The sequence below is a fragment of the Streptomyces cavernae genome, assembly GCF_004023625.1.
Classification (GTDB): domain Bacteria; phylum Actinomycetota; class Actinomycetes; order Streptomycetales; family Streptomycetaceae; genus Streptomyces; species Streptomyces cavernae.
In genome coordinates this window covers 142,763-166,135 of record NZ_RPDJ01000015.1, presented here as the reverse complement: position 1 = coordinate 166,135, position 23,373 = coordinate 142,763, and the positions used below count along the sequence as shown (strand labels likewise).

At 71.1% G+C, this 23,373-nt stretch carries 19 protein-coding genes; 1 reads left to right on the top strand and 18 read right to left on the bottom strand.

Annotated features, from left to right (window positions below; translation table 11 throughout):
• Positions 1–17: 17 nt before the first annotated feature.
• Positions 18–983, top strand: coding sequence for a hypothetical protein (locus EF387_RS25580; RefSeq protein WP_128378959.1), 966 nt, complete (start codon positions 18–20; stop codon positions 981–983).
• A 115-nt stretch (positions 984–1,098) separates the two neighbouring features.
• Here EF387_RS25580 and EF387_RS25575 read toward each other — a convergent pair whose 3' ends face one another.
• The 18 genes from EF387_RS25575 to EF387_RS25490 all read right to left on the bottom strand — a co-directional run bounded on the left by EF387_RS25575 (position 1,099) and on the right by EF387_RS25490 (position 23,304).
• The gene (locus EF387_RS25575) at positions 1,099–2,166 is read right to left on the bottom strand and encodes a sugar phosphate isomerase/epimerase family protein (protein WP_128378958.1); all 1,068 of its coding nucleotides are present in this window, start codon (positions 2,164–2,166) and stop codon (positions 1,099–1,101) included.
• 155 nt (positions 2,167–2,321) lie between these two features.
• Complete coding sequence (locus tag EF387_RS25570) at positions 2,322–3,716, bottom strand: alkaline phosphatase family protein (protein WP_128379054.1); 1,395 nt, start codon at positions 3,714–3,716, stop codon at positions 2,322–2,324.
• Between the two features lie 140 nt (positions 3,717–3,856).
• Positions 3,857–5,026 carry a metabolite traffic protein EboE gene (gene eboE, locus EF387_RS25565; protein WP_128378957.1) on the bottom strand — a complete coding sequence of 390 codons (1,170 nt, stop codon included), beginning with the start codon at positions 5,024–5,026 and terminating at the stop codon, positions 3,857–3,859.
• 3 nt (positions 5,027–5,029) lie between these two features.
• Positions 5,030–5,878, bottom strand: a complete 849-nt coding sequence (locus EF387_RS25560) for a TatD family hydrolase (protein WP_128378956.1) — start codon at positions 5,876–5,878, stop codon at positions 5,030–5,032.
• On the bottom strand, positions 5,878–6,657 hold the full coding sequence (locus EF387_RS25555; protein ID WP_202918367.1) for an EboA domain-containing protein: 780 nt from the start codon (positions 6,655–6,657) through the stop codon (positions 5,878–5,880). Before EF387_RS25555 ends, EF387_RS25560 begins: the two co-directional genes overlap by 1 nt.
• Complete coding sequence (locus EF387_RS25550; RefSeq protein ID WP_128378955.1) at positions 6,654–7,565, bottom strand: sugar phosphate isomerase/epimerase family protein; 912 nt, start codon at positions 7,563–7,565, stop codon at positions 6,654–6,656. Before EF387_RS25550 ends, EF387_RS25555 begins: the two co-directional genes overlap by 4 nt.
• A complete protein-coding gene (locus EF387_RS25545; protein ID WP_128378954.1) occupies positions 7,562–8,563 on the bottom strand; it encodes an SCO3242 family prenyltransferase in 1,002 nt (333 codons plus the stop codon). Before EF387_RS25545 ends, EF387_RS25550 begins: the two co-directional genes overlap by 4 nt.
• Positions 8,560–9,681, bottom strand: coding sequence for an inositol-3-phosphate synthase (locus tag EF387_RS25540; RefSeq protein WP_128378953.1), 1,122 nt, complete (start codon positions 9,679–9,681; stop codon positions 8,560–8,562). Before EF387_RS25540 ends, EF387_RS25545 begins: the two co-directional genes overlap by 4 nt.
• 81 nt (positions 9,682–9,762) lie before the next feature.
• A complete protein-coding gene (locus EF387_RS25535) occupies positions 9,763–11,115 on the bottom strand; it encodes a ThuA domain-containing protein (RefSeq protein WP_128378952.1) in 1,353 nt (450 codons plus the stop codon).
• 15 nt (positions 11,116–11,130) lie between these two features.
• A complete protein-coding gene (locus tag EF387_RS25530; protein WP_238431682.1) occupies positions 11,131–13,647 on the bottom strand; it encodes a PQQ-dependent sugar dehydrogenase in 2,517 nt (838 codons plus the stop codon).
• An 84-nt stretch (positions 13,648–13,731) separates the two neighbouring features.
• A complete protein-coding gene (locus EF387_RS25525; RefSeq protein WP_128378950.1) occupies positions 13,732–14,736 on the bottom strand; it encodes a sugar phosphate isomerase/epimerase family protein in 1,005 nt (334 codons plus the stop codon).
• Between the two features lie 13 nt (positions 14,737–14,749).
• The gene (locus EF387_RS25520; RefSeq protein WP_128378949.1) at positions 14,750–15,982 is read right to left on the bottom strand and encodes a Gfo/Idh/MocA family protein; all 1,233 of its coding nucleotides are present in this window, start codon (positions 15,980–15,982) and stop codon (positions 14,750–14,752) included.
• 51 nt (positions 15,983–16,033) lie between these two features.
• Positions 16,034–17,083, bottom strand: a complete 1,050-nt coding sequence (locus EF387_RS25515; protein WP_128378948.1) for a substrate-binding domain-containing protein — start codon at positions 17,081–17,083, stop codon at positions 16,034–16,036.
• Positions 17,084–17,164: 81 nt separating this feature from the next.
• Entirely contained in the window at positions 17,165–18,187 is a 1,023-nt protein-coding gene (locus EF387_RS25510; protein ID WP_128378947.1) for an ABC transporter permease, read from the bottom strand.
• On the bottom strand, positions 18,184–19,695 hold the full coding sequence (locus EF387_RS25505) for a sugar ABC transporter ATP-binding protein (RefSeq protein WP_128378946.1): 1,512 nt from the start codon (positions 19,693–19,695) through the stop codon (positions 18,184–18,186). Before EF387_RS25505 ends, EF387_RS25510 begins: the two co-directional genes overlap by 4 nt.
• A 165-nt stretch (positions 19,696–19,860) precedes the next feature.
• Entirely contained in the window at positions 19,861–21,042 is a 1,182-nt protein-coding gene (locus tag EF387_RS25500) for an ROK family transcriptional regulator (protein ID WP_128378945.1), read from the bottom strand.
• A gap of 491 nt (positions 21,043–21,533) precedes the next feature.
• The gene (locus tag EF387_RS25495) at positions 21,534–22,211 is read right to left on the bottom strand and encodes a GntR family transcriptional regulator (protein WP_128378944.1); all 678 of its coding nucleotides are present in this window, start codon (positions 22,209–22,211) and stop codon (positions 21,534–21,536) included.
• Positions 22,212–22,362: 151 nt separating this feature from the next.
• Positions 22,363–23,304 carry a beta-ketoacyl-ACP synthase III gene (locus tag EF387_RS25490; protein WP_128378943.1) on the bottom strand — a complete coding sequence of 314 codons (942 nt, stop codon included), beginning with the start codon at positions 23,302–23,304 and terminating at the stop codon, positions 22,363–22,365.
• Positions 23,305–23,373 lie beyond the last annotated feature (69 nt).

Here is a 23,373-nt window from a genome sequence, read left to right as displayed (position 1 = left end):
TTCCGAGAGAGGTCCCGATGGCGCGAGAGCGCTTCGCCCCCGATTTCGACCCCGACTGCGGGGACGCACCCCTGACCTCAGCCCGCCAGGACATCGTGATCGGCCGCTGGCAGGGCCTTCGGGACCTGCTGGGATCAACTACCGTGTGGCTCATGCGGGGCCACCGGATCCGGCGGCTCGCCGAGTCCTGCGCCAGGACCTCGACGGTCGAGTCGTGGCTGGCCGCCGAGCCCCACAGCGCCGACGCCCTGGTGCTGCGGGCCGCGACCGAGACGGCCAGGGTTTTCAACCTGGCCATGGCCGCGGGTCGCGGCGTGCCGATCGACCCGATGCGGGTCGATGCCGCGGTGACGGCCTGCTACGACGCGGCCAACGCGTATCCCGAGGACCCGACCCCCTGGATCTCGCTGATCTCGGTCGGCCGGCTCTACGCGGGCGGGGTACGCCGCCAAGTCCTCAACAGCTGGTGGGACGAGCTGCACCAGCGCGATCCGTACAGCATGGAGGGCCACGTCCAGGTCATGCACTACTACTCGGCGCGCTGGCACGGCACCCACGGCCTGATGTACGACTTCGCCTTCGACGCCGCGAGCGTGGCACCGCCCGGCTCCGCGTTACCGGTCCTGGTGCAGTTCGCACGTGTGGAGGAATACCGCTTCATGCTGGACGCGGCGCGGGGGCAGCACTCCGCCCTCGTCGGGGCCGGACAGCACTGGAACAACGAAGGCGCCGTCAGCGACGTACGCCGCACCTGGGATCGCTGGATCACTCAGCGCGTCGACGGTCCCGTCCCGCCCGGGGAAGTGCGCGAGCTCAACTACCTGGCACACGCCGCCTGCCATGCCGGGCTGCCGGCCATCGCCGCCTCGCTCTTCGCGATGCCCGGATCACGTGCCACCCGGATGCCCTGGGCCTGCACGGGGGATCCCGAGAAAGAGATCGTCAAATGGCGCAAGTCCACACGCCCACCGGAAAAGGCCTGACCGCGCGCTGCCGTCTGCGCCGCTTTCTACACCCGCAGCGGTGACCAGCACCGCGTGAAGCGGCGGCCCGCCCCGTCCGGGGCGGGCGCCTGACGTGCTGTCCTCGGCGGACGGTTCAGCACTTCTCTCGCAGGGAGTGCAGGTGCTCGCTGGACCGCCGCGCGAAGGTGAACGACTCGGTGGGGTTGTCGTGTTCGGCCTGCCAGTGGTGCGCCAGGCGCTGCCCCTTCAGGCGGGTCACCGCCGAGATGAAGCGCTGGTAGTCGATGTCGCCGTCACCGACGTCCACCATGCGGTACCCGAACGGGTTCGCCGGGTCGCTCACTCCGTCCTTCACGTGGAACAGGGGGTAGCGGTCGGGCCGCTTCAGCACGTACTTCAGCGGGTCGAAGGGAGCGGCGGTGCCGTCGGGCCGCTTGGAGAACCGGAACTGGCCCACGTACGCCCAGTAGATGTCCATCTCCAGGTAGACGAGGTCGGGGTCGGTCTCGGCGAGCAGCACGTCGTAGAGACGGACCTTCGGCTTGTCGGTGGCGAAGGAGAACTCCTCGGAGTGGTTGTGCTGGTAGAACTTCATGCCCCGCGCCTTCGCCGCCGCGCCATAGGTGTTGAACTCCTCGGCCGCGCGCTTCCACGCGTCGACGGTGGAACCGTAGCGGAACGGGCCCGAGGCGGTGCCGATGTGCTTGAGCCCGAGCGCCTGGGCGTCGTCGAGGACCTTGTTCAGGTTCTGGGCGAAGGTGTACGCGTTCGGGTCGCTGGAGTAGTAGCCGACGTGGCTGCCGATCGGGTTCAGGCCGTGGTCGCGCGCCAGCCGCTTCAGCTGGGCGAGGGTGATCGGGCCGGCCGAACCCTGGGTGTATCCGGCGAACTCGACCTCGTCGTACCCGTATTTCGCCAGTTCGGCGAAGACGGGTGCGAAGCCGAGCGTGGAGACCTTGTCGCGGAGGCTGTAGAGCTGGATGCCGAGACGGCCGGGGGGCAGGACGGGGCGGCTCCGGCCCGCGGCGGCAGCCGTGTCGGTGGCCGTGGAGTCGGTGGCCGCGGTACCGGTGGCGGCCGTGGCCGGTGCGGCCGTTCCCAGCAGGGCGGCGGCGCTCGCGCCGGCGGCGACGCCGAGCATTCCTCTTCTGCTGAGACGCTGGGCGAGTTCGGGGTCGTGATGCTTGGACATGCGGCTCATGCGGAACTCCTCCGGATCTGGGTCCGTTGTCAGTGGCGGGTGCTTCACTTTCGGTGACCGGCGATGCACCGAATGTCAGTGGCGGGTGCTTCACTGTCAGTGGCTGGTGATGCACCGACTGTCAGTAGTGGGTGGTTCACTGGTGGTCGGTCGGGTCAGTCGAGTCCGGCCAGCTGGAGCAGCAGTGATTTCACATCGGTGGCCTCCATGCGTCCGCCGACGGCACGGGGGGTGGAGCAGATGATGAGCGGACCGTCGTCGTCGCTCGCGGGGAGGCGGCCATGGCTGCCGCGAATAGGTGAGGGGTCCAGGGGCACGACCGCCATGCGGTAACGCATGCCGAGTTTCTTGCGGGCCAGTGCCGTGGCCGCCTTGACCTTGACGTAGGGGTCGAGCGGATCCATGAACAGTTCGACGGGGTCGTATCCGGGTTTGCGGTGGATCTCGACGAGCCGCGCGAAGTCGGGCGCGTGGGCGTCGTCGAGCCAGTAGTAGTACGTGAACCAGGCGTCGGGCTCCGCGAGGGCGACGAGTTCGCCGGAACGCGGATGGTCGAGGTGGTGGGCCTTCTTGCCCTCGTCGTCCAGGAGTTGCTCGACTCCGGGCAGGTCGGCCAGTGCTTCCCTGGTGGCCTGGAGGTCCTCGGGCCGGCGCACGTAGACGTGGGCGATCTGGTGGTCGGCGACGGCGAAGGCTCGGGAGGCCATCGGGTCGAGGTACTCCATCCCGTCCTGGGCGTGCACCTCCAGCAGGCCTGCTCGGCGCAGGGCGCGGTTGATGTCGACGGGCCGGTTCACACGGGTGATGCCGTACTCGGACAGGGCGACGACGGTTCGGCCTTCCGCTCGTGCGTCGTCGAGGAGGGGCGCGAGGGCGGCGTCCAGGTCGGTGGCGGCCTGGTGGGAGCGCGGGTCGTCGGGGCCGTAGCGCTGCAGGTCGTAGTCGAGATGCGGGAGGTAGCAGAGGGTCAGGTCCGGGTGGCGGGTGGCGATGACATGGCGGGTGGCGTCGATGATCCACCGGCTGGAGACGAGGTCGGCGCCCGGCCCCCAGAAGTGGAACAGAGGGAACGTGCCGAGTTTCGCGGTGAGTTCGTCGTGGAGGGCCGGCGGCCGGGTGTAGCAGTCGGGTTCCTTCCGGCCGTCGGCGTAGTAGATCGGACGAGGGGTGATGGTGATGTCGGTGTCGGCGCCCATGGCGTACCACCAGCAGATATTGGCGACCGTGTAGCCGGGGTGGGCGCGGCGGGCGGCGTCCCACAGCTTGTCGCCGGCGACGAGTCCGTTGTGCTGACGCCACAGCAGGACGTCGCCCAGTTCACGGAAGTACCAGCCGTTGCCGACGATGCCGTGCTCGGCCGGGAGGGTGCCGGTCAGGAACGTGGACTGGGCGGCGCAGGTGACGGCGGGCAGGACGGTGCCGAGCGGGGCGCGGGAGCCGTTCCGGCCCAGGGCCTTGAGGTTCGGCATGTGGTCAAGGAGACGGGGGGTGAGGCCAACGACGTCCAGGACGAGCAGAGGAGTGGGGCCCGCTGTCGGCACCGGGCTCACTGTGGGCTCCGCGGCCTTCGTCGGTTCCGGGGTCTGTGTCGGCTCGGGGTTCTGTGTCGGCTCCGCGGCCTTCGTCGGCTCCGGGTTCTGTGTCGGCTCCGCGGCCTTCGTCGGCTCCGGGGTCTGTGTCGGCTCGGGCTTCACGGCAGCTCCTTCAGGCCGAGGTCCGTCAACAGGTCACGGACGAGCGTGAGTTCGGCGGCGATGCCGTCGGCGAGCTGGGTGCGGGCACGGGGGCGCAGCTCGGGTGGGAGGGCCTGCCAGGTGTAGGTCTCGACCTCCAGGTGACGGGTGAGCGGGGTCGGGCCGCCGACGAGGCGGGTCAGGGCGGCCCGGAGCACGGGGAGTGTGGAGGTGAGGGGCGCGGCGGGGGCCGCGTGCAGCGGGACGTGGAAATGGGCGCGCCAGGGGGCCGCGTCAGGCAGGGCGTCGCCCTGGAGAGCCGCGCCCAGGTCGTCGGTGCCGCGCAGGCCCGCTGCGGTGCTGACCCGGGTCTGGTGCAGGAAGCGGGGTTCGTCGAAGGCGGCGAGGGCCTCGCGGACTTCCGGGAGGTGGGGGTGCTCGGCGTGCAGGGCCGCCGACAGCTGGGCTTTGACGACGGGGACGCCGGCGGTGGCGAGGGCGTCCAGTGCGGTGCGCGGATCTTCGAAAGAGGTGGCGAGGTGGCAGGTGTCGACGCAGACGCCGATGCGGTCGTGGCCGATCGCGGTGAGCGGGGCGATGGCGTCGGCGGTGGTCTCGACGATGCAGCCGGGCTCGGGTTCCAGGCCCACGCGGATGGAGCGGCCGGTCAACTCGTCGAGGGCGTCGAGACGTTCGGCGAGGGTGGTGAGTGCGGCGCGGGCCGTGGCGGCGCGCACCGGGTCGTCGGCGGTGCGCCAGGCGAGCGGGAGGGTGGAGATGCTGCCCTCGGTGACGTCGTCGGGGAGCAGGCCGGCGAGGACGCGGGCCAGGGAGGCGGTGTGGGCGAGCCGTTCGGGGTCGGCCCAGTCCGGCTTGTAGACGCGGTACTTGACCTCTTGGGCACCGAATCCTTCATAGGGGAAGCCGTTGAGGGTGACGACTTCGAGGCCGCGCCGGTCGAGTTCGGTGCGCAGTGCGCGCAGCGCGGACGGGTCGGTGACCAGGGCGTGGGCGGCGTCCTTGGCGAGCCACAGTCCGATGCCGAGGCGGTCGCGGCCGAGGCGGCGGCGTACGGGTTCGCAGTGGTCGCGGAGTTGGGCGAGGACACCGTCGAGGTTCTCGGCGGGGTGGACGTTGGTGCAGTAGGCGAGGTGGACGGTGGAGCCGTCGGGGTGGCGGAAGCGCATCGCTCACTCCCCGCCGCGGAGGACGGAGTTGCCCTCGTGGGTGGCGGCCGTGCCGGCGACGTCGAGGTTCAGGCGTCCGCTGAGCCCGTAGAACGCCACGGGGTTGCCCCACAGGACACCGTCGACGTCCTCGTCGGTGAAACCGGCGTTCAGCATGGCGTCGCCGACCCGCCGGGTCTTGAGGGGGTCGCTTCTGCCCCAGTCGGCGGCGGAGTTCACGAGGACCTGCTCCGGCCCGTACTCCTGAAGGATCGCGACCATGCGTTCCTCGTCCATCTTGGTGTCGGGATAGACGGAGAAGCCCAGCCAGCAGCCGCTGTCCTTGGCCTCCTTGACGGTGGTCTCGTTGAGGTGGTCGATCAGCACCCGCTCCACCGGCAGGGCGGACTCGCGGACGACGTCGAGGGTGCGGCGCAGACCGGCGAGCTTGTCGCGGTGGGGGGTGTGGACCAGCGCGGGCAGGTCGTGGTCGGCGGCGAGCTGGAGCTGGGTGGCCAGCGCGGTGTCCTCGGCCGGGGTCATCGCGTCGTAGCCGATCTCGCCCACGGCCACGACATGGTCCTTGACGAGATAGCGGGGCAGCTCGTCGAGGACGGGCCGGCAGCGCGGGTCGTTCGCCTCCTTGGGGTTGAGGGCGAGCGTGCAGTGGTGGGCGATGCCGTACTGGGCGGCGCGGAAGGGTTCCCAGCCGAGGAGGGAGTCGAAGTAGTCGAAGAACGAGGCGGGTGAGGTGCGGGGCTGCCCGAGCCAGAAGGACGGCTCTACGACGGCGCGGACACCGGCGGTGTACATGGCCTCGTAGTCGTCGGTGGTACGGGAGGTCATGTGGATGTGGGGGTCGAAGATGCGCATCAGGAGTCCTTGCCGGAAGGGGAAGGGGACGCGGGGGTGTCCGGGCCGGCCGGCGGCGGGGCGCCGGTGGGCAGCTGCCCGGTCAGGGCGAGGACGCGGTGCAGGTCCTCGGGCACGGGACGGTCCGCGGCGGTGCGTTCGGCGGCGTAGTCAGCGAGCATCCGGGCGAGCTCGGCGTCGGCCCGGGCGCGCCGCGGCAGGTCGGCGACGGCCTCCACGGGGACACCGGTGAACAGGCACTTCAGGATGGCGTGGCGCCAGTTGTGGGTGTCGAGGTGGCGGGCGGCGTAGGGGCCGACGGCCGCGGCGACGAGGCGGGTGTCGTTGGTGCGCAGGGCGTCCTCGACGAGCGGGAGGGCCTCCGGGCCGGGCACGAGATGGGGCAGGGCGTGCAGGACGGCTCGACGTTCGTCGGCGGTGCCCTGGCGGTAGACCCGGGCCAGCGCGTCGGTGTCGGCGCGGGCCGCGTGGAGGATGAGGACGCGGGCGGTGTCGGCGAACTCGGGCCCGCAGCGGCGTCCCGCTTCGGCGATGCGCAGCTCCCAGACGGAGATGGGGCCGTGGGAGCGGGGGTGCGCGGCGGCCTCGTGGAGGGCCCGGTCGAGCCAGACGCGGGCGGCCGGGGCCAGGCGGGCGGTCAGCCGCTCGTGGAGGTAGCTGATGCCGGGGGCGGCGGGTGTGGTCGCGTCGGGTGCGGAGAGGGTCTGCTGTCGGCTGGTGTCCCCGCTCGCCTCGGCGGTGGTGGCCTCGGGTGGGTCTTCCGACGGTCGGCGCGTCACGGGATTCGCCTTTCGGGGCCTTCGGGTGTGGTCCGGGCCGCGCGGTGGAGGAACGGGAGGGACTGTGCGGCGTAGTGGGGGCCCGCGTGGGAGTGCCGAGGAAGTTCGACGACGGTCAGGCCCTGGTAGCCGGTGGCGGCCAGCGCCTGGAGCACGGGCGGGAAGTCCATCTCGCCGTCGCCGAACGGCAGGTGTTCGTGGACGCCGCGGCGCATGTCCTCGATCTGGACGTGGCGCAGCCAGGGTGCGGAAGTGCGTACACAGTCCGCGGGAGAGAGGGGTTCGAGGCAGTGGCAGTGGCCCAGATCGAGGGTGAGGCCGAGGGCGTCCGGGTCGCCGAGGGCGGTGCGGAGGCGGTGGAAGTCGGCGAGGGTGGCGAGGAGGTGGCCGGGTTCGGGTTCCACGGCCAGTGGAACGCCGGAGAAGGCGGCGGTGTGCAGGACGGGGGTGAGGGCGTCGGCCAGCCGTTTGAAGGCGGTGTCCTCGTCCGTGCCGGGCGGGGTGACGCCGCTGAAGCAGTGCACCGCGTGCGCACCGAGGTCCTCGGCGACCCGCAGGGCGGTGTGGAGCAGTTCGATACGGCGGGCGCGGGCGTCGGGGTCCGGGTCAAGGAGCGACGGGCCGTGTTTGTGGCGCGGGTCGAGTACATAGCGGGCGCCGGTCTCCACCGTGACCTCGAGGCCCAGCGTGCTCAGCCGGCGGGCCAGGTGCCGGGTGCGGCTGGCGAGGTCCGGGGCGAGGGGGTCGAGGTGCATGTGGTCGAGGGTCAGGCCGACGCCGTCGTAGCCGAGGTCGGCGAGGAGGGCGAGGGCGTCGTCGAGCCGGAGGTCGGTGAGGCCGTTGGTGCCGTAGCCGAAACGGAGGGCGGGCCGGTCCGTCCGGGTGCTCGGGGTGGGGTGTGTGGTCATGTCACGCTCACCTTCCGGCCGAAGGTGCGGGCGGCCGGGGCGAGGGCGGCGGTGAGCAGGGCCGTTCCCAAGGATCCGGTGCGTGCGGCAAGGGCTGCCTGGAGGGGGATCATGGCGCGGATCCCGGCCCCGACGGCTCGTTGGGTGAGGGGTGCGGACGGGTTGAGGACGGCGTGGAAGAGAGGGCGGGCGGAGGTGGTCGCGTAGGCGAGGGCCAGGGTGGTGCGCAGGGCGTCGCCGACAGGGGTGGTGCGCGGGGCGTCGCCTACAGGAAAGGCGCCGGCGTCGTTGGTGGGGGTGGTGCGCAAGGCGTCGCCGACAGGCGTGGCACGCGAGGCATCGCGGGCGGGGGTCGTGCGCGGCCGGGGGCGGGGGCGTCCTGTGTGCCATGCCAGCGTCGCCGCGGTGGCCAGGGCGGCCAGTGGGGGCAGGGGTGAGCCGCCGCGCGTCTCGTGGCGGGAGACGGCGGTCACCGCCAGGGTGTGGGTGCCCAGGGCAGCGGCGGACGCGACGGCGGGGCGGACCCGGCCGGCCGTGGCGGCTGCGCCCAGGAGCAGGTCTAGGGCGCGGGCGGTGGCCATGGCGGCGGGGCCGGCAGGGGTGCGTTTCAGTCCCAGGTCATAGGCCCAGACGGTGGCCGCGAGGGGTGCCGCGACGGCCAGGGCCGGGCGGCCGGCGCGGGTGGCGAGGGCCAGGCCCGCCGCGGTGAGGGCGCCGGCCGCGGTGAGGGCCGCAGCCGGCTTGACGCGGCCCGAGGGAAGGGGGCGGTGGGGGCGTTCCAGGGCGTCCTCGGTGCGGTCGGCCCAGTCGTTGAGGGCCATGCCCGCCTCGTAGAGGCAGAGGGAGGAGGCGACGGCGAGCAGAGTACGGGAGTTGGGGCGTGCGCCGGTCGCGGCGGCGCCGGTGAGGGCGTCACCGGGGACGGTGAACAGGGCGGGGAGCCTCAGGAGTTCGGCCCAGGCCGCCAGGCCCGCCCGCCCCCGACCGGTCGCGTTCATCGTGCGGCCCCGAGCCGTCCGGCGAAGGCCACCAGGGCCGCGTACTGGTCCCCGAGCGCCGACGGAGCGTCCCCCAGCGGGTCCTTGAAGTAGAAGGCCAGTTCCGGCAACGGGCCGGACATCCCGGTCTCGTGCGCTCGGGAGACCAGCCGGGCGAGGTCCAGGACCAGGGGTGCCGCGAGGGCGGAGTCGCAGCCCTGCCAGGTGGTCTGCAGGATCATGCGCGTGCCGAGGAAGCCGTCGAAGGCGATGTGGTCCCAGGCGGTCTTCCAGTCGCCGAGGGAGGGGACGTCGTCGATGTGGGTCTCGCCCTCGGGGGTGGTCCCGAGGGTGTCGGTGAGGACGCGTTCCTTGCCGGCGTTCTTCGCCGCCGCGGCGTCCGGGTCGGCGAGGGCCGCGCCGTCGCCGCCGCCCAGCAGGTTGGTGCCCGACCAGGAGCGGACGGTCAGCGCGCGCTGCGCGAACATGGGGCCCAGTACCGAGCGCAGCAGGGTCTGGCCCGTCTTGCCGTCACGGCCGGCGTACGGCAGCCCGGACGCGGCGGCCGGGCCGGCGAGGGCCGGGTGGTGCAGCCCGGTCGACGGGGTGAAGTTGACGTAGGGACAGCCGACGCGCAGCGCTGCCGCCGCGTACAGGGAGCTGGGCGGCAGGGCGGAGCCGGTGGCTGCGGGTTCCGTGGAGGCCACGTTCACCACCACCGCACGGGCCAGCGAGTGCCGCCGCAGGAAATCGCGTATGTCCGCCGCGAAGGAGTCGATCAGTTCGTCCGGGGCGCGGGTGTCGCCCGGCAGGGGACCGCCCGCTCTGATCTCGTCGTCGGCGGCGGCGAGTTCGGAGGTGATCGCCGAGGGCAGCCCGTGCGGGAGCACGCCCTCGGCGGCCAGTGCCTCGGCGCGTTTGGGCAGGGGGCAGTCGACCGTGTCGTGGCCGCCGAAGACCAGGGTCGACAGCGGGGGCAGTCCGCAATCGGCGAAGGGCGGGGTCTCCGTGACCATGCCCGTGGGGGCGTGCAGTCCCGCGGTGACGGCGGCACAGCCCGCCACGGCAGTGGTGGCCACGGAGCCGCGTGCTCCGATCAGCCACACCCCCACCCGGTCTCGGCCAGGGGACACAGTCATGGGCAGCCTCCTCTTCGTACACACAGCACACGGAAAGGGCGGACGGTGGGCGGGAGTCCGGCGTCCCCCGCCCACCGCCGTTCAGTGGCCCTGCGAGTAGTCCGCCGCAGCGGCTCGCACGGGCAGTTCCTTGATCCGGACGTCCCGGAAGGACACCTGGTCATCGGCACCGTGGTTCTGGAGGCCGATATGACCGTCCCTGAGGCTCCGGGCCGGATCGGTGTTGGTGAAATCGTTGATCTTCACACCGTTGAGCCAGACGCGGAGCCTCTCGCCCTCCACGCGGATCTCGTAGGTGTTCCACTCCCCCGGCGGGTTCAGCGCACGGTCGCGCTTCTTCAGGTCGGCGGACTGGAAGCCGTAGACGGAGCCCGTGGTCTTCTCGGGCACGTCCGTGGCGTCGATCTGTATCTCGTGGCCGCCGTTCACGGCCGACCACGGGTCGTCCGAGGGCGGGAAGCCCACGAACACACCGGAGTTGTCGTCCCCGGCGACCTTCCAGTCGAGCTTCAGCGAGTACGCGGAGAAGCTCTTGTCGGCGTACCAGAGCAGACCCATGCCGCCCGAGGACGTCAGCGTGCCGTCCTCAGCCGGCGTGAACGATCCGGGTCCCGCCTGCCGCCACCCCTCGAGCGAGGTGCCGTCGAAGAGCGGGCGGTAGCCGTTCTCCGGGCGGCAGTCGGCCTGTGCCGCGCCGGTCGCCCAGCGGATGCCTCCCAACAGGTGCTGCCGGAAGGCGGGTTCTGCGTAGGACTCCTTGGTGTGGCCGCCGCCCGTGTAGAACGTGCGGCCACCCGCGTACTCCTGGCACCAGGCGATCGGATGGTCGCCGTTCATCGTGCCGCCGGAGTACGAGGACTCGTCGAGCGAGGCCAGTACATGGGCCCGGTCGCGCGGGTTGGAGCGGTAGTTGTACCACTCGTCGGTGCGCTCCCAGGCCCGCTGGAGACCCGAGGTCGCCGGATGGGCACGGTCCTCGACGGTGACCCGGGCCCTCTGGATCGCCGGGTGCGACTGGAAGTAGGCCCCGGCGAGAGAGCCATAGAACTCCCAGTCGTACTCGGTGTCGGCGGCCGCGTGCACGCCCACATAGCCGCCGCCTCGTCCGATGTACCGTTCGAACGCCCGCTGTTGGGAGGCGTCGAGGACATCGCCCGTTGTGGACAGGAACACCACGGCGGCGTACCGGCGCAGGTTCCCCGCCGTGAAGGCCCGGGCGTCCTCGGTGGCGTCGACGGTGAATCCGTGCTCCGCGCCCAGCTCCCGAACGGCCGCGATCCCTTCGGGAATCGAGTCGTGCCGGAACCCGGCGGTCTTCGAGAACACCAGCACCCGCTCACCGGGGCGCTCCTTCGACGACGCAGGTCCGGACACACACCCGATGAGCAGGGCGGCGCCCGCGACGATCGTCGTCAGTCGGCTGGTTGCTCGCATGACGTCTCACCCCTCTCAGCGTGTGGTGAAAGTGAAGTCGTCCACGTCGTACAGGGCGCCCGTTCCGCTCCCCTTGAAGACCATGTACAGCGTGGTCGTGCCCCGGGGTGCCCGGGACAGGTTCGCGGTGACGTCCTGGAAGTTCTCCCAGCCGCCGGTCACCGGGACGGTCGCCGTGCCGAGCAGGCGGCCCGTAGCCGAGCCCGCGCGGACCTCGAGGGTGCCGCCCGTGCCGGCCGACGACACGCGTGCCGTGATCTTCTGGGCGTTGTCCAGGACGTAGGGCGTGAAGGAGATCCAGTCGCCGTTGTTGATGTCGCCGACCGTCCTGCCGCCGTTCGCGGCGGGTTTGGTGATGACGGAGACACCCGATGCCTCGTCGTAGTGCTCGGCCTGGCGGTGCCTGGGCTGGACGACGCTCTGGTCGTGGGTGGTCAGGGGTGCCTGGCCGCCGCCTCCCAGGTCGGTGTACTCGGCGTCGAAGACCCCGAAGATGTTGGCGTCCTCGTCGTGGCCGCCGTCGGCGCTGGTCCGGATGGTGCCGGAGCAGCCGTTCGCGGTGGTCAGCGGGTGGCCGTGGCTGTCGTGGCCGAGGACGAAGCTGACCTTCACCTTGGCGCAGTCGATCGCCCGGCCGTCCTCGGGATCGGTGACCCTCACCTTGAACGGGACGGCGTCACCGAAGCTGAACAGCTGGCCGTCCTGTGGGAGTTGGAGCGTCACCTTGGGTGCGGTGTTGCCGACGACGATCTGCACGCTCGCGCTTCCGGTACGGCCACCGGGATCCTTCGCGGTCAGGGTCGCCGTGTAGGTGCCGTTCTTCTCGTACTTGTGCGTCGGGTTCGCAGCCGTCGAGGTCGCACCGTCCCCGAAGTCCCAGGTGTAGGTGAGCGCGTCACCGTCCGCGTCGGACGAACCGGCCGACGAGAAGCGGACCTTGAGCGCCGCCTGCCCGGAGGTGCGGTCGGCCGCGGCCCGGGCGACGGGCGAGTGGCCGTCGGTGGCGTTCTCGATGCGGTAGAGGGCGGAGTTCTCGTCGCCGCCGAACCAGGAGATGCCGTAGTCGAGGACGTACAGGGCGCCGTCGGGTCCGAAGGCCATGTCCATCACCTGGGTGCCGGTCCACGGGATGTCACCGATGGACTGCACGGTGCCGTCCGCGTCGGAGGTGACGCGCTTGATCCAGCGGCGGCCGAACTCACCGGCGAAGAAGTCCCCGTCGTAGGCCTCCGGGAACTTCACCCGGGAGTCGAGGGAGGGGTCGTAGTCGTAGACCGGGCCGCCCATCGGGGACTCGGAGCCGTCGCCGAACTCGGGTACGGAGGCGCCGTTGTACGGGATCCAGGCGGGCTCGGCCGGAGGCAGGTCGGTCAGGCCGGTGTTGTTCGGGGAGGTGTTCTTCGGTGCGGCACAGTCGAAGGCCGCGCCCGAAGCCTTCGTCCCGAAGTCGTAGTCGACGTAAGCCTCGTTGTTGCCCGTGCAGTACGGCCAGCCGAAGTTGCCCGGCTTGGTGACACGTGCGAATTCGACCTGTCCGGCAGGGCCGCGCGCCGGATCGGCGGCGCCCGCGTCGGGGCCGTAGTCGCCCACGTAGAGGATCCCGGTCTTCTTGTCGACGCTGAACCGGAACGGGTTGCGGAAGCCCATCGCGTAGATCTCGGGGCGGGTCTTGTCCGTGCCGGGCGGGAAGAGGTTGCCGTCGGGGACGGTGTACGAGCCGTCGGCGTTCACCTTGATACGCAGGATCTTGCCGCGCAGGTCGTTGGTGTTGCCGGAGGTCCGCTGGGCGTCGAAGCCGGGGTTGCGGTTCTCCCGCTCGTCGATCGGGGTGAAGCCGTCCGACTGGAACGGGTTGGTGTCGTCGCCGGTCGACAGGTACAGGTTGCCGGCCGCGTCGAAGTCGATGTCGCCGCCGACGTGGCAGCACAGTCCGCGGGTGGCGGGGACGTCGAGGATCTTCTTCTCGCTGGCGGTGTCGAGGGTGCCGTCGGCCTTCAGCACGAACCGGGACAGCCGGTTGACGCCGTCGAAGGGCGCGAAGTCGGCCGCGCTGCCGGTCTCCGGGGCGTCGCCCAAGGGAGTGTCGAGGGGCGGGGCGTAGTACAGGTAGATGGCGCGGTTGTTCGCGAAGTCGGGGTCGACGCCTATGCCCTGGAGGCCTTCCTCGTCGTGCGAGTAGACGGCGAGTTTGCCGATCAGCCGGGTGTCGCCCGCGGCGTCGGTGAGGCGGAGTTCGCCGTCACGTGAGGTGTGCAGTACCGAGCGGTCGGGGAGCACTGCGAGCGACATGGGCTCGCCGACCTCGGGTTCGCCCTTGGCCAGGGTGACCTGCTGGAAGGCGTCGGCGGCCGCGGCGTTGGCGTTCGCGGTTCCGGCACCCGGGTCGGCGGCGGCCGCCCCGGCCGGGGGCGCGGCGAGGGTGAGTGAGGCGCCCGCGAGCAGGGCCCCGGTGAGCAGGGCGAGCGTCTTGCGGAGCCTCGGTCTTCTGGTTCTGCCGCTTCTGTCCCATAAGTTGCCGTTGCTGCTGTACACGCATGCCTCCATGAAGGGGCCGGTGGTACGGGCGGGTGCACTACTCCGGGGTGCGCCGTCACCCCGGAGCCGTCGGGTGGAATGTCAGCCGTTGCCGCCGAACGCCGCGTCGAAGGACGCCGACGGCGGTTCGAAGTCGAAGGCCTTGAGCCGGGTGAGCGCCTCGGGAGCGCCCTGCAGCCGGTCCATGCCGGCGTCCTCCCACTCCACGGAGATGGGGCCCGAGTAGCCGATGGAGCGGAGCATCCGGAAGACGTCCTCCCAGGGCACATCGCCGTGGCCGGCCGACACGAAGTCCCAGCCCCGCCGCGGGTCGCCCCACGGCAGATGGGAGCCGAGGCGTCCGTTGCGGCCGTCGAGGCGTTTACGGGCCTCCTTGCAGTCGACGTGGTAGATCCGGTCGCGGAAGTCCCACAGGAAACCGACCGGGTCGAGGTCCTGCCACACGAAATGCGAGGGGTCGAAGTTCAGTCCGAACGCCGGGCGGCGGTCGACCGCCTCGAGGGCGCGCTGTGTCGTCCAGTAGTCGTACGCGATCTCACTCGGGTGCACCTCGTGCGCGAACCGCACGCCCTCGTGGTCGAAGACGTCGAGGATCGGGTTCCAGCGCATGGCGAAGTCGTCGTAGCCGCCCTCGATCATGGACTCGGGTGCGGGCGGGAACATGGCGACCAGGTGCCAGATGGCGGAGCCGGTGAACCCGATGACGGTGTCCACACCGAAGGCGGCCGCGGCGCGGGCGGTGTCGGCGATCTCGGACGCGGCCCGCTGCCGTACGCCCTCGGCTTCGCCGTCGCCCCAGATGCGGGCGGGCAGGATGGCCCGGTGGCGTTCGTCGATGATGGCGTCGCAGACGGCCTGGCCGACCAGGTGGTTGGAGATCGCCCAGCACTTCAGGCCGTACTTGTCGAGGAGCTGGTGGCGGGAGTCCAGGTACGAGGGGTCGGCGAGTGCCTTGTCGACCTCGAAGTGGTCGCCCCAGCAGGCGAGTTCGAGCCCGTCGTAGCCGAAGTCACGGGCGAGCCGGCAGACCTCCTCGAGCGGGAGGTCTGCCCATTGGCCGGTGAAGAGCGTGAAGTTCCGGGGCACGGGTGCCTCCCTGTCAGATCGCTACGTAGACGGAGTTCTTGGCGGCGCTCTCCTCGACGGCGGCGAGCACGCGCTGCACCTGGAGTCCGTCGGCGAAGGACGGTGCCGGCGGGCGGCCGGACTCGATGGCGTGCACCAGGTCGCGGGCCTGGTGGACGAAGGTGTGCTCGTAGCCGAGGCCGTGTCCCGGCGGCCACCACGCGTCGAGGTAGGGGTGCTCGGGCTCGGTGACGAGGATACGGCGGAAGCCGGCGCGCTCACCGGGCTCCGTGTGGTCGTGGTACGAGAGCTCGTTGAGCCGTTCCAGGTCGAAGGCGAGTGAGCCGCGGTCGCCGTTGAGTTCGATCCGCAGTGCGTTCTTGCGGCCGGTGGCGAACCGGGTGGCCTCGAAGGAGGCCAGTGCGCCGGAGGTGAGACGGGCGGTGAACAGGGCCGCGTCGTCGACGGTGACCTGGCCGACGCCGGCCGCCGAGACGGCGGTGAGACCGCTCGACGCTCCACTGGGCAGGGGCCGTTCGCGCACGAACGTCTCGGTGAGCGCGGAGACGCCCACCACCTGCTCCCCCGCCACGTACTGCGCGAGGTCGACGATGTGCGCGCCGAGGTCGCCGAGCGCGCCCGAGCCCGCCAGTTCCTTGCGCAGTCGCCAGGTGAGGGGGAACTCGGGGTCCACCAGCCAGTCCTGAAGGTATGTCACCCGGACGTGGCGCAAGCTGCCGATGCGTCCCTCAGCCACCATGTTCCGGGCCAGCGCCGTCGCGGGAACCCGGCGGTAGTTGAAGCCCACCATGGCCAACTGGCCGCGTTGGTAGGCGTCTTCGGCGGCCAGAGCCATCGCCTCCGCCTCCTCGACGGTGTTGGCGAGCGGCTTCTCGCACAACACGTGCTTGCCCGCGGCCAGGGCGGCGACGGCTATCTCGGCATGGCTGTCGCCGGGGGTGCAGATGTCGACGAGGTCGACGTCGTCGCGTTCGATCAGCGCCCGCCAGTCCGTTTCTGCGGCCGCCCAGCCGTGCCGGTCGGCCGCAGAGCGTACGGCCGCTGCGTCCCGGCCGCAGACAGCCGCGAGCACGGGACGGCGGGGCAGGTCGAAGACGCGGCCCACGGTGCGCCAGCCCTGGGAGTGGGCGGCGCCCATGAACGCGTAGCCGACCATGCCCACGCCGAGCGGCGGTTTCCCGGCCTCAGCCCCGGCGTCGACCCCGGCTTCGTCGGCGTCGTCGTCCTGCCGGTGCGGCTGTCCCATACCGAAGTCCTCCTGTTCGTCGTGGCGCGGTGGGGGTGTGGGCAGGGCGCATCACTTGAAGCCGGTGGGCATGTACTGCTTGACGTTCTCCTTGTCGACCACGGCCGAGTACAGGGTCAGCGAGGCCGGGATCTCGAACTCGGCGAGGCCGCTCGCTCCCTTGCCCTGGCCCAGCGCACGGGCCAGGTCGATGGCGGACGCCGCCATGGTCGGCGGGTAGAGGACGGTGGCCTTCAGCACGCTGTTGTCGGCCTCGATGGCCTGGAAGGCGGAGAGCGCGCCGGCGCCGCCCACCATCAGGAAGTCGTCGCGGCCGGCCTGCTCGATGGCGCGCAGCGCGCCCACACCCTGGTCGTCGTCGTGGTTCCAGAGCGCGTCGAACTTCGACTGTGCCTGCAGCAGTTGGGCCATCTTCGCCTGACCCGACTCGACGGTGAACTCGGCGGCCTGCCGCGCCACCTTCTTGATGTTGGGGTAGTTCTTCAGTGCGTCGTCGAAGCCCTGCGTGCGCTGCCGGGTCAGCTCCAGGTTGTCGATCCCGGCGAGTTCGATGACACGGGCGTCCGGCTTGTCCTTGAGCTGCTCGCCGATGTAGGTGCCGGCGTTCAGGCCCATGCCGTAGTTGTCGCCGCCGATCCAGCAGCGGTACGCCTGCGGTGAGTTGAAGATGCGGTCGAGGTTGACCACGGGGATGCCGGCGCGCATGGCCTTCAGGCCCACCTGGGTGAGGGCCTTGCCGTCGGCGGGGAGGACCACCAGGACGTCGACCTTCTTGTTGATGAGGGTCTCGATCTGGCCGATCTGCGCGGCGGTGTCGTTGGAGCCCTCGGTGATCTCCAGTGTGACGTCGGAGTACTTCTTGGCGCGTTCCTTGGCGTTGTCGTTGATGGCGTTGAGCCAGCCGTGGTCGGCCTGTGGGCCGGCGAAGCCGATGGTGACCTGCTTGCCGGGCTTGTCGTCGGCGGCCGGCTGGTCGTTCGCCGCGGGCTCCTTCTCGCTGGGCTCATTACTCGTGCAACCGGTGAGCAGGACACCGGCGGACACGGCGGCGGTCCCGAACAGCAGTCCTCTGCGGCTGGTGAATGACGTCGGCTCTGGCATGGCGGCGGACCCTTCCCTTTGAGGAGGACGAAGGAAGTCGTTGCGGAGGTGGAGAAGGCGGGACGAGCGGGGAGCAGATGCTCAAGTGGTGTGCGCGGTGCGGCGCTGGACGAGCACGGCGGCGACGATGATCGCTCCCTTGGCGATCTGCTGGACGTCGCTCTGCAGGTTGTTCAGGGCGAATATGTTGGTGATCGTGGTGAAGATCAGCACCCCGAGCACGGAGCCGGTGATGGTGCCGCGTCCTCCGCTGAGGAGTGTGCCGCCGATGATCGCGGCGGCGATGGCGTCGAGTTCGTAGAGGTTGCCGTTGGTGTTCTGGCCGGAGCCGGAAAGAATGATCAGAAGGAACGCGGCGATTCCGCAGCACAGTCCCGAGAGCAGGTAGAGGTAGAGCCGCTGCCGGCGGACGTCGATGCCCGCGAGCCGCGCGGCCTCCGCGTTGCCGCCGACGGCGACCGTGCGCCGGCCGAAGGTGGTGCGGTTGAGCACCAGCCAGCCGATGACGGTGACGACCGCGAAGACCAGGACGAGCGGTGGCACGCCGAGGATGTAGGAGTCGCGTTCGCCGAGGTCGAGGACGCCTTCGACGGTCACGATCTGTGTCTGGCCGTCGGTGATCTGCAGGGCCAGTCCGCGGGCCGAGGCGAGCATGGCGAGGGTGGCGATGAACGGGACCATGGCGCCGTAGGCGATGAGGAGGCCGTTGACCAGGCCGCAGCCCACACCGACGATCACCGCGGTGAAGAGGATGCCGGCGAACCCGTACTCCTGGGTCGCGACGGTCGTCGCCCATACCGAGGCGAGCGCGACGATCGCCCCCACCGACAGGTCGATACCGCCGGAGGTGATGACGAAGGTCATGCCGACGGTGACGACTCCGATCACCGAGGCCTGGGTGAGGACGAGTTGGAGGTTGCGGGTGTCGAGGAACTCGTCGGGCTTGGTGATGCCGCCGATGAGGATCAGCACGGCCAGCACGCCGAGCAGGGAGAGGGTGCGGACGTCGGCGCGGGCGGTGAGCGTCCGCCATGAGGCGGTACGGTCCGCCGGTGGTTCCTTCCGGGTCTCATCGGGGCGGGGTGGTGACGCCGGCTGCGTCATGACGTTCCCTCCATCACCAGGTCGAGTACGCGGTGTTCGTCGAGTTCACGGGCCGGTGCGGTGTGCACGACGCGGCCCTCGCGCAGTACGAGCACCCGGTCGGCGAGGCCGAGGACCTCCGGGACCTCGCTGGAGACCAGCAGCACGGCGAGGCCCTCGTCGGCGAGTCGGCGGATCACGGCGTAGAGCTCGGCGCGGGCGCCGACGTCCACGCCGCGGGTCGGTTCGTCGAGCAGCAGCACCCGGCAGCCGCGCAGCAGCCAGCGGGCGAGGACTGCCTTCTGCTGGTTGCCGCCGGAGAGGGTGCGCACCGGCACGTCCGGGTTGTCGGGGCGCAGTGACAGCTCCCGGGTGGCGGCGCGGGCGGCCCCGGACTCCGCGCGCCGGTCCAGCCAGCCGCCACGGGAGAAGCGGGACATGGAGGAGACCGACACATTGCGGGTGACGGACTCCAGCATCAGCAGGGCCTGTGCCTTGCGTTCCTCGGGGGCGAGCCCGAGCCCGGCGCGCACGGCGGCGCGCACACTGCCGGACTTCAACGGCTGTCCGTCCACCAGGACCTGACCGGCCGTCGGTTTGCGGGCTCCGTAGATGGTCTCGAGGACCTCGGAGCGTCCGGAGCCGACCAGCCCGGCGAGACCGACGATTTCCCCAGGGCGCAGTTCCAGGTCGAGCGGCGCGAACTCCCCGTCCCGGGCGAGGCCCTGAACCTTCAGGACGGGTTCCCCGGACGGCGGGCCGACGGGACGGTCCGGGAAGACGTACTCGACGTTGCGGCCGGTCATCAGCGCGACGACGTCCCGGGTCGGGGTGGTCTTCGCGGGCAGTCCGCCCGCCACCGCGCGCCCGTCCTTGAGTACGGTGACCCGGTCGCCGATGCGGCGGATCTCCTCGAGACGGTGGGAGATGTAGACGACGGCGACACCGTCCGCGGTGAGGTCGCCGACGATGCGGAAGAGGTTGTCGACCTCGTCGGGGTCGAGTGCCGCGGACGGTTCGTCCATGACGATGAGGCGTACGTCGTGGGAGAGCGCACGCGCCATCGACACGATCTGCTGCTGGGCCGCGGACAACTCCCCCACGAGCCGGGCCGGATCGATCTCCGGGTGCCCGAGTCGCTTGAGGAGAGCGGCTGTCGACGCCCTTGCCGCCTTTCCCCGTACGACGAAACCGGCGGCCGTCGGTTCATGGCCGAGGTGGACGTTCTCGGCCACCGACAGGCCCTCCACCAGGTCGAGTTCCTGGTAGATGGTGGCGATGCCGAGGCGCATGGCGGCGATGGGCGAGCGTAAGGTGACCGTCTCGCCGCGCCAGCCGATGGTGCCGTCGTCGGGCTGGTGGGCGCCGGCCAGGACTTTGATGAGGGTGGACTTGCCGGCCCCGTTCTGGCCGAGCAGACAGTGCACCTCACCGGCCAGGACGTCCAGGTCGACGCCGTCGAGGGCCCGGACTCCGGGAAACGACTTGGTGATGCCGGACATGGTGAGCAACGGTGGTTCTGGTGCCATGACGGTTCCCCCTGGCAGGCGTGCGGGCCGGTTTCAGGGCAGGGCGGAGCAGGGCGCTGTGCTGGTGGGTCCTGGTGCCGGGTGTGCTGTCGTGCCCTTGCTCTGGTGGGCGGGCGTGGGTGGCGGGCTGTGCTGGCGGGCGTGCTGGCGGGCGTGCTGGCGGGCTTATGCGGGTGAGAACAGGTGGTCGCTGATCAGTCGGGCCGCGCCGATGACTCCGGCGGTGGGCCCCAACTCACCGAGGACGATGGGCAGGTTGCCGGTCGCGAGGGGTAGCGACTGGCGGTAGACCTGGGTGCGGATCGCGGCGAGCAGGGTGTGGCCGAGGCCGGTCACACCGCCGCCGATGACGACCAGGCCGGGGTTGAAGAAGGAGACGAGTCCGGCGATGACCTGCCCGGTGCGGTCGCCGCCCTCGCGGATCAGTTCCAGTGCGGTGGCGTCACCGGCGGCGGCCGCGGCGGCGACGTCGACGGCGCTGAGGGTGCCGTTCGTCTCCAGCCGGGTCGCGAGTTCCGCCGACCGGCCCTGCTGGGCGGCCTCCGTCGCGTCGCGGGCGAGTGCCGCGCCGCTGAAGTGGGCCTCCAGACAGCCCCGGTTGCCGCAGGCGCAGGGGCGGCCGTCGGGCACGGCCTGGATGTGCCCGATGTCGCCCGCGCTGCCCGTCGTACCGCGGTGGACCTCACCACCGACGACGATGCCGCAGCCGATGCCGGTGCCGATCTTGACGCAGAGGAAGTCGCCCACGGAGCGGGCGACGCCCGCGTGCTGCTCCCCCATCGCCATCAGGTTCACGTCGTTGTCGACCATGACGGGGCAGCCCAGTTCCTGGCTGAGTGCCTCGCGCACCGGGAACCCGTCCCAGCCCGGCATGATCGGCGGCGCTACGGGGACGCCCTCCGGGAAGCGGACGGGGCCCGGGACGCCGATCCCGGCGCCGTCGAAGCCCTCCGCGAGGCCCGAGGCCTTCAACTTGGCGGCCATGGCCAGGACTTGCTCGAAGACGGCTACGGGGCCTTCGCGTACGTCCATGGGCTGGTTGATGTGTCCCAGGATCTCCAGCTCCGCGTTGGTGACGGCGACGTCGACGGAGGTCGCGCCGATGTCGACGCCCAGGAAGCGGAGGGCGGGGGCGAGCCGGATGTTGTGGGAACGCCGGCCGCCGCGTGAGGCGGCGAGACCGTCGGCCACGACGAGGCCCGTCTCCAGGAGCCGGTCCACCTCCACGGCCAGTTTGGACCGCGAGAGGTCGATCTGGTCGCCCAGCTGCGCACGGGAGTTGGGGCCGCCGTCGCGCAACAGCCGTAGAAGCTTCGCCTGGTGGGCGTTGGCAGGTCGAGCCGTCATACGTCTCACATGCCCCTCCCTTCCGGCCTCGTTGCCGGGCTTTGGAGGGGAACGTAGCAGCGGGTGCCGGGGCTGGGAAGAAGTCGGGCGTGAATTGGGGTCTACTTTTTCCTGCGAAAGGACAAAGAGGGGTGCACTTTGGCTGCGGGCTTTCGCCTCCCGGCAGGGGTTGCGGGCCCTTCGAACCCGGCAAGGGTACGGCCCCTCGAACCCCGCGCGACCCCGGGGCCACCCCGGGCCGCCCGGACCGTATCCGGTCACGTGCAGGTGATATGTGGCTGATCGCGCAGTTCCCCGCGCCCCTGAAGGGCGCACCCGGACCTCGGTCCCCTCGAACCCCGAGCAAACCCGGGCCCACCCCCGAATGCCCCGGACCATGTCCCGTCACGCGTCACGTGCAGGTGATACCTGGCTGATCGCGCAGTTCCCCGCGCCCCTGAAGGGCGCACCCAGCGCGGGGGTAGGGGCCGCAGCCCCGGTCTGGGCCTCGTTCAGGCCTCGGCGCGTGCGTGGTACGTCCGGCGCGTGTGTTCCGTGTGGGCTCGCATGACCTCTGTCGCGCGGGTCTCGTCGCGGGCCGTGATCGCGGCGATCAGGTCGCGGTGCTCGATCCAGGACTGCTGTCCGCGCTGCCTGGCGACCGGGGTGTAGTACCAGCGGACCCGGCGGTCGACCTGTCCGGCGAGTTCGGCGAGGACCGCGTTGCCGGCCAGCTCCATCACCTTCGCGTGGAAGCGGGCGTTCGTGGCGACCGCGGCGTCGACGTCGTCGTCGGCGACCGCTCGTTCGCCCTCCGCGCACAGTTCCTCCAGCGCGGCGATGCCCGCCGTCGTGGCGCCCGCGGCGGCGAGTCGGGCCGCCTCCGCCTCCAAGAGGGTGCGGACCGTGAGGAGTTGGTCTGCCTCCTGTTCCGTCGGCTCGTGCACGAACGCGCCCTGCGCGGGCCGCAGATCGACCCAGCCCTCGGTGTTCAGCCGCTGCAACGCCTCGCGCACCGGCTGGCGGGAGACGCCGAGATGTCCGGCGAGCTCGCTCTCCACCAGGTGCTGGCCCGGTTGCAGCGCGCGTGTGGTGATGAGTTCGAGGAGCGCCTCGTAGACACGGTCGCGCAGCGGTCCGGGCCGTTCGAGCCGGGGCACAGCCCCCTGCGGCAGTCCTGCGGACAACATCGCGGTCCCCCTCCTGGGCGGCTGCGGCAGCCGGGAAGCCGGTATCCGGCATGGAGAAGCAAGTATGAATTGTCTTTGGAATACAGTCTACCGACCACCATGGCCAGGGCGAGGGGGAGTTGATCCGGTCACACGGCCGGAGAACGGCTGGTCAGGGGCAGCGGACGACCTGGCCCGCATACGACAGGTTCCCGCCGAAGCCGAAGAGCAGCACCGGGTCACCGGTTCCCAGCTCCCCGCGTTCCACCAGCTTCCCCAGCGCGAGCGGGATGCTGGCCGCCGAGGTGTTGCCGGAGTCGACCACGTCACGTGCGACGATCGCGTTCACGGCGCCGATCTTCTCCGCGAGCGGCTCGATGATGCGCAGGTTGGCCTGGTGCAGCACCACCCCGGCGAGGTCGGTCGGGGCGAGACCGGCTCGTTCGCAGGCCTGCCGGGCGATGGCGGGGAGCCGGGTGGTGGCCCAGCGGTAGACGCTCTGCCCTTCCTGCGCGAACCGCGGAGGCGTGCCTTCGATGCGTACCGCGTGCCCCATCTCGGGCACGGAGCCCCACAGCACGGGTCCGATGCCTGCCGTTCCCGGTGATGCCTCGACCACCGCCGCACCCGCTCCGTCGCCGACCAGGACGCAGGTCGTCCGGTCCGTCCAGTCGGTCACCTCGGACATCTTGTCGGCGCCGATGACCAGCGCCCGGGTGGCCGCACCGGCCCGCACGGCATGGTCGGCGGTGGCGAGGGCGTGGGTGAACCCGGCACACACGACGTTCACGTCCAGGGCGGCCGGCGAGGGGATGCCGAGGCGGGCGGCGACACGGGCGGCCGTGTTCGGGGAGCGGTCGATGGCAGTGGAGGTGGCGACCACCACGAGATCGACTGTCTCCGGGGAAGTGCCCGCCGCCGCGAGCGCCTTGGCGGCGGCGTGGGCGGCGAGTTCGTCGACCGGTTCGTCGGGGCCGGCGATATGGCGGGTGCGGATGCCCACCCTGCTGGTGATCCACTCGTCACTGGTGTCGACCATCCCCGCCAGTTCCTCGTTGGTGAGAACCCTCGGGGGCTGGTAGTGGCCGACGGCGGTGATACGTGAACCGGTCATGGGTGGGTCCCCCTCGTGGCCTACAAAGATGCGGGACCCACCACTCTGCTCAGTGACTCACGGGTACGA

Bases quoted from the DNA above. Each gene is read 5' to 3' on its own strand.
- EF387_RS25580 (WP_128378959.1), top strand. From the start codon at position 18: ATGGCGCGAGAGCGCTTCGCCCCCGATTTCGACCCCGACTGCGGGGAC.
- EF387_RS25575 (WP_128378958.1), bottom strand. From the start codon at position 2,166: ATGAGCCGCATGTCCAAGCATCACGACCCCGAACTCGCCCAGCGTCTC.
- eboE (WP_128378957.1), bottom strand. From the start codon at position 5,026: ATGCGCTTCCGCCACCCCGACGGCTCCACCGTCCACCTCGCCTACTGC.
- EF387_RS25560 (WP_128378956.1), bottom strand. From the start codon at position 5,878: ATGCGCATCTTCGACCCCCACATCCACATGACCTCCCGTACCACCGAC.
- EF387_RS25550 (WP_128378955.1), bottom strand. From the start codon at position 7,565: ATGACCACACACCCCACCCCGAGCACCCGGACGGACCGGCCCGCCCTC.
- EF387_RS25545 (WP_128378954.1), bottom strand. From the start codon at position 8,563: ATGAACGCGACCGGTCGGGGGCGGGCGGGCCTGGCGGCCTGGGCCGAA.
- EF387_RS25540 (WP_128378953.1), bottom strand. From the start codon at position 9,681: ATGACTGTGTCCCCTGGCCGAGACCGGGTGGGGGTGTGGCTGATCGGA.
- EF387_RS25535 (WP_128378952.1), bottom strand. From the start codon at position 11,115: ATGCGAGCAACCAGCCGACTGACGACGATCGTCGCGGGCGCCGCCCTG.
- EF387_RS25520 (WP_128378949.1), bottom strand. From the start codon at position 15,982: ATGGGACAGCCGCACCGGCAGGACGACGACGCCGACGAAGCCGGGGTC.
- EF387_RS25515 (WP_128378948.1), bottom strand. From the start codon at position 17,083: ATGCCAGAGCCGACGTCATTCACCAGCCGCAGAGGACTGCTGTTCGGG.
- EF387_RS25510 (WP_128378947.1), bottom strand. From the start codon at position 18,187: ATGACGCAGCCGGCGTCACCACCCCGCCCCGATGAGACCCGGAAGGAA.
- EF387_RS25505 (WP_128378946.1), bottom strand. From the start codon at position 19,695: ATGGCACCAGAACCACCGTTGCTCACCATGTCCGGCATCACCAAGTCG.
- EF387_RS25500 (WP_128378945.1), bottom strand. From the start codon at position 21,042: ATGACGGCTCGACCTGCCAACGCCCACCAGGCGAAGCTTCTACGGCTG.
- EF387_RS25495 (WP_128378944.1), bottom strand. From the start codon at position 22,211: ATGTTGTCCGCAGGACTGCCGCAGGGGGCTGTGCCCCGGCTCGAACGG.
- EF387_RS25490 (WP_128378943.1), bottom strand. From the start codon at position 23,304: ATGACCGGTTCACGTATCACCGCCGTCGGCCACTACCAGCCCCCGAGG.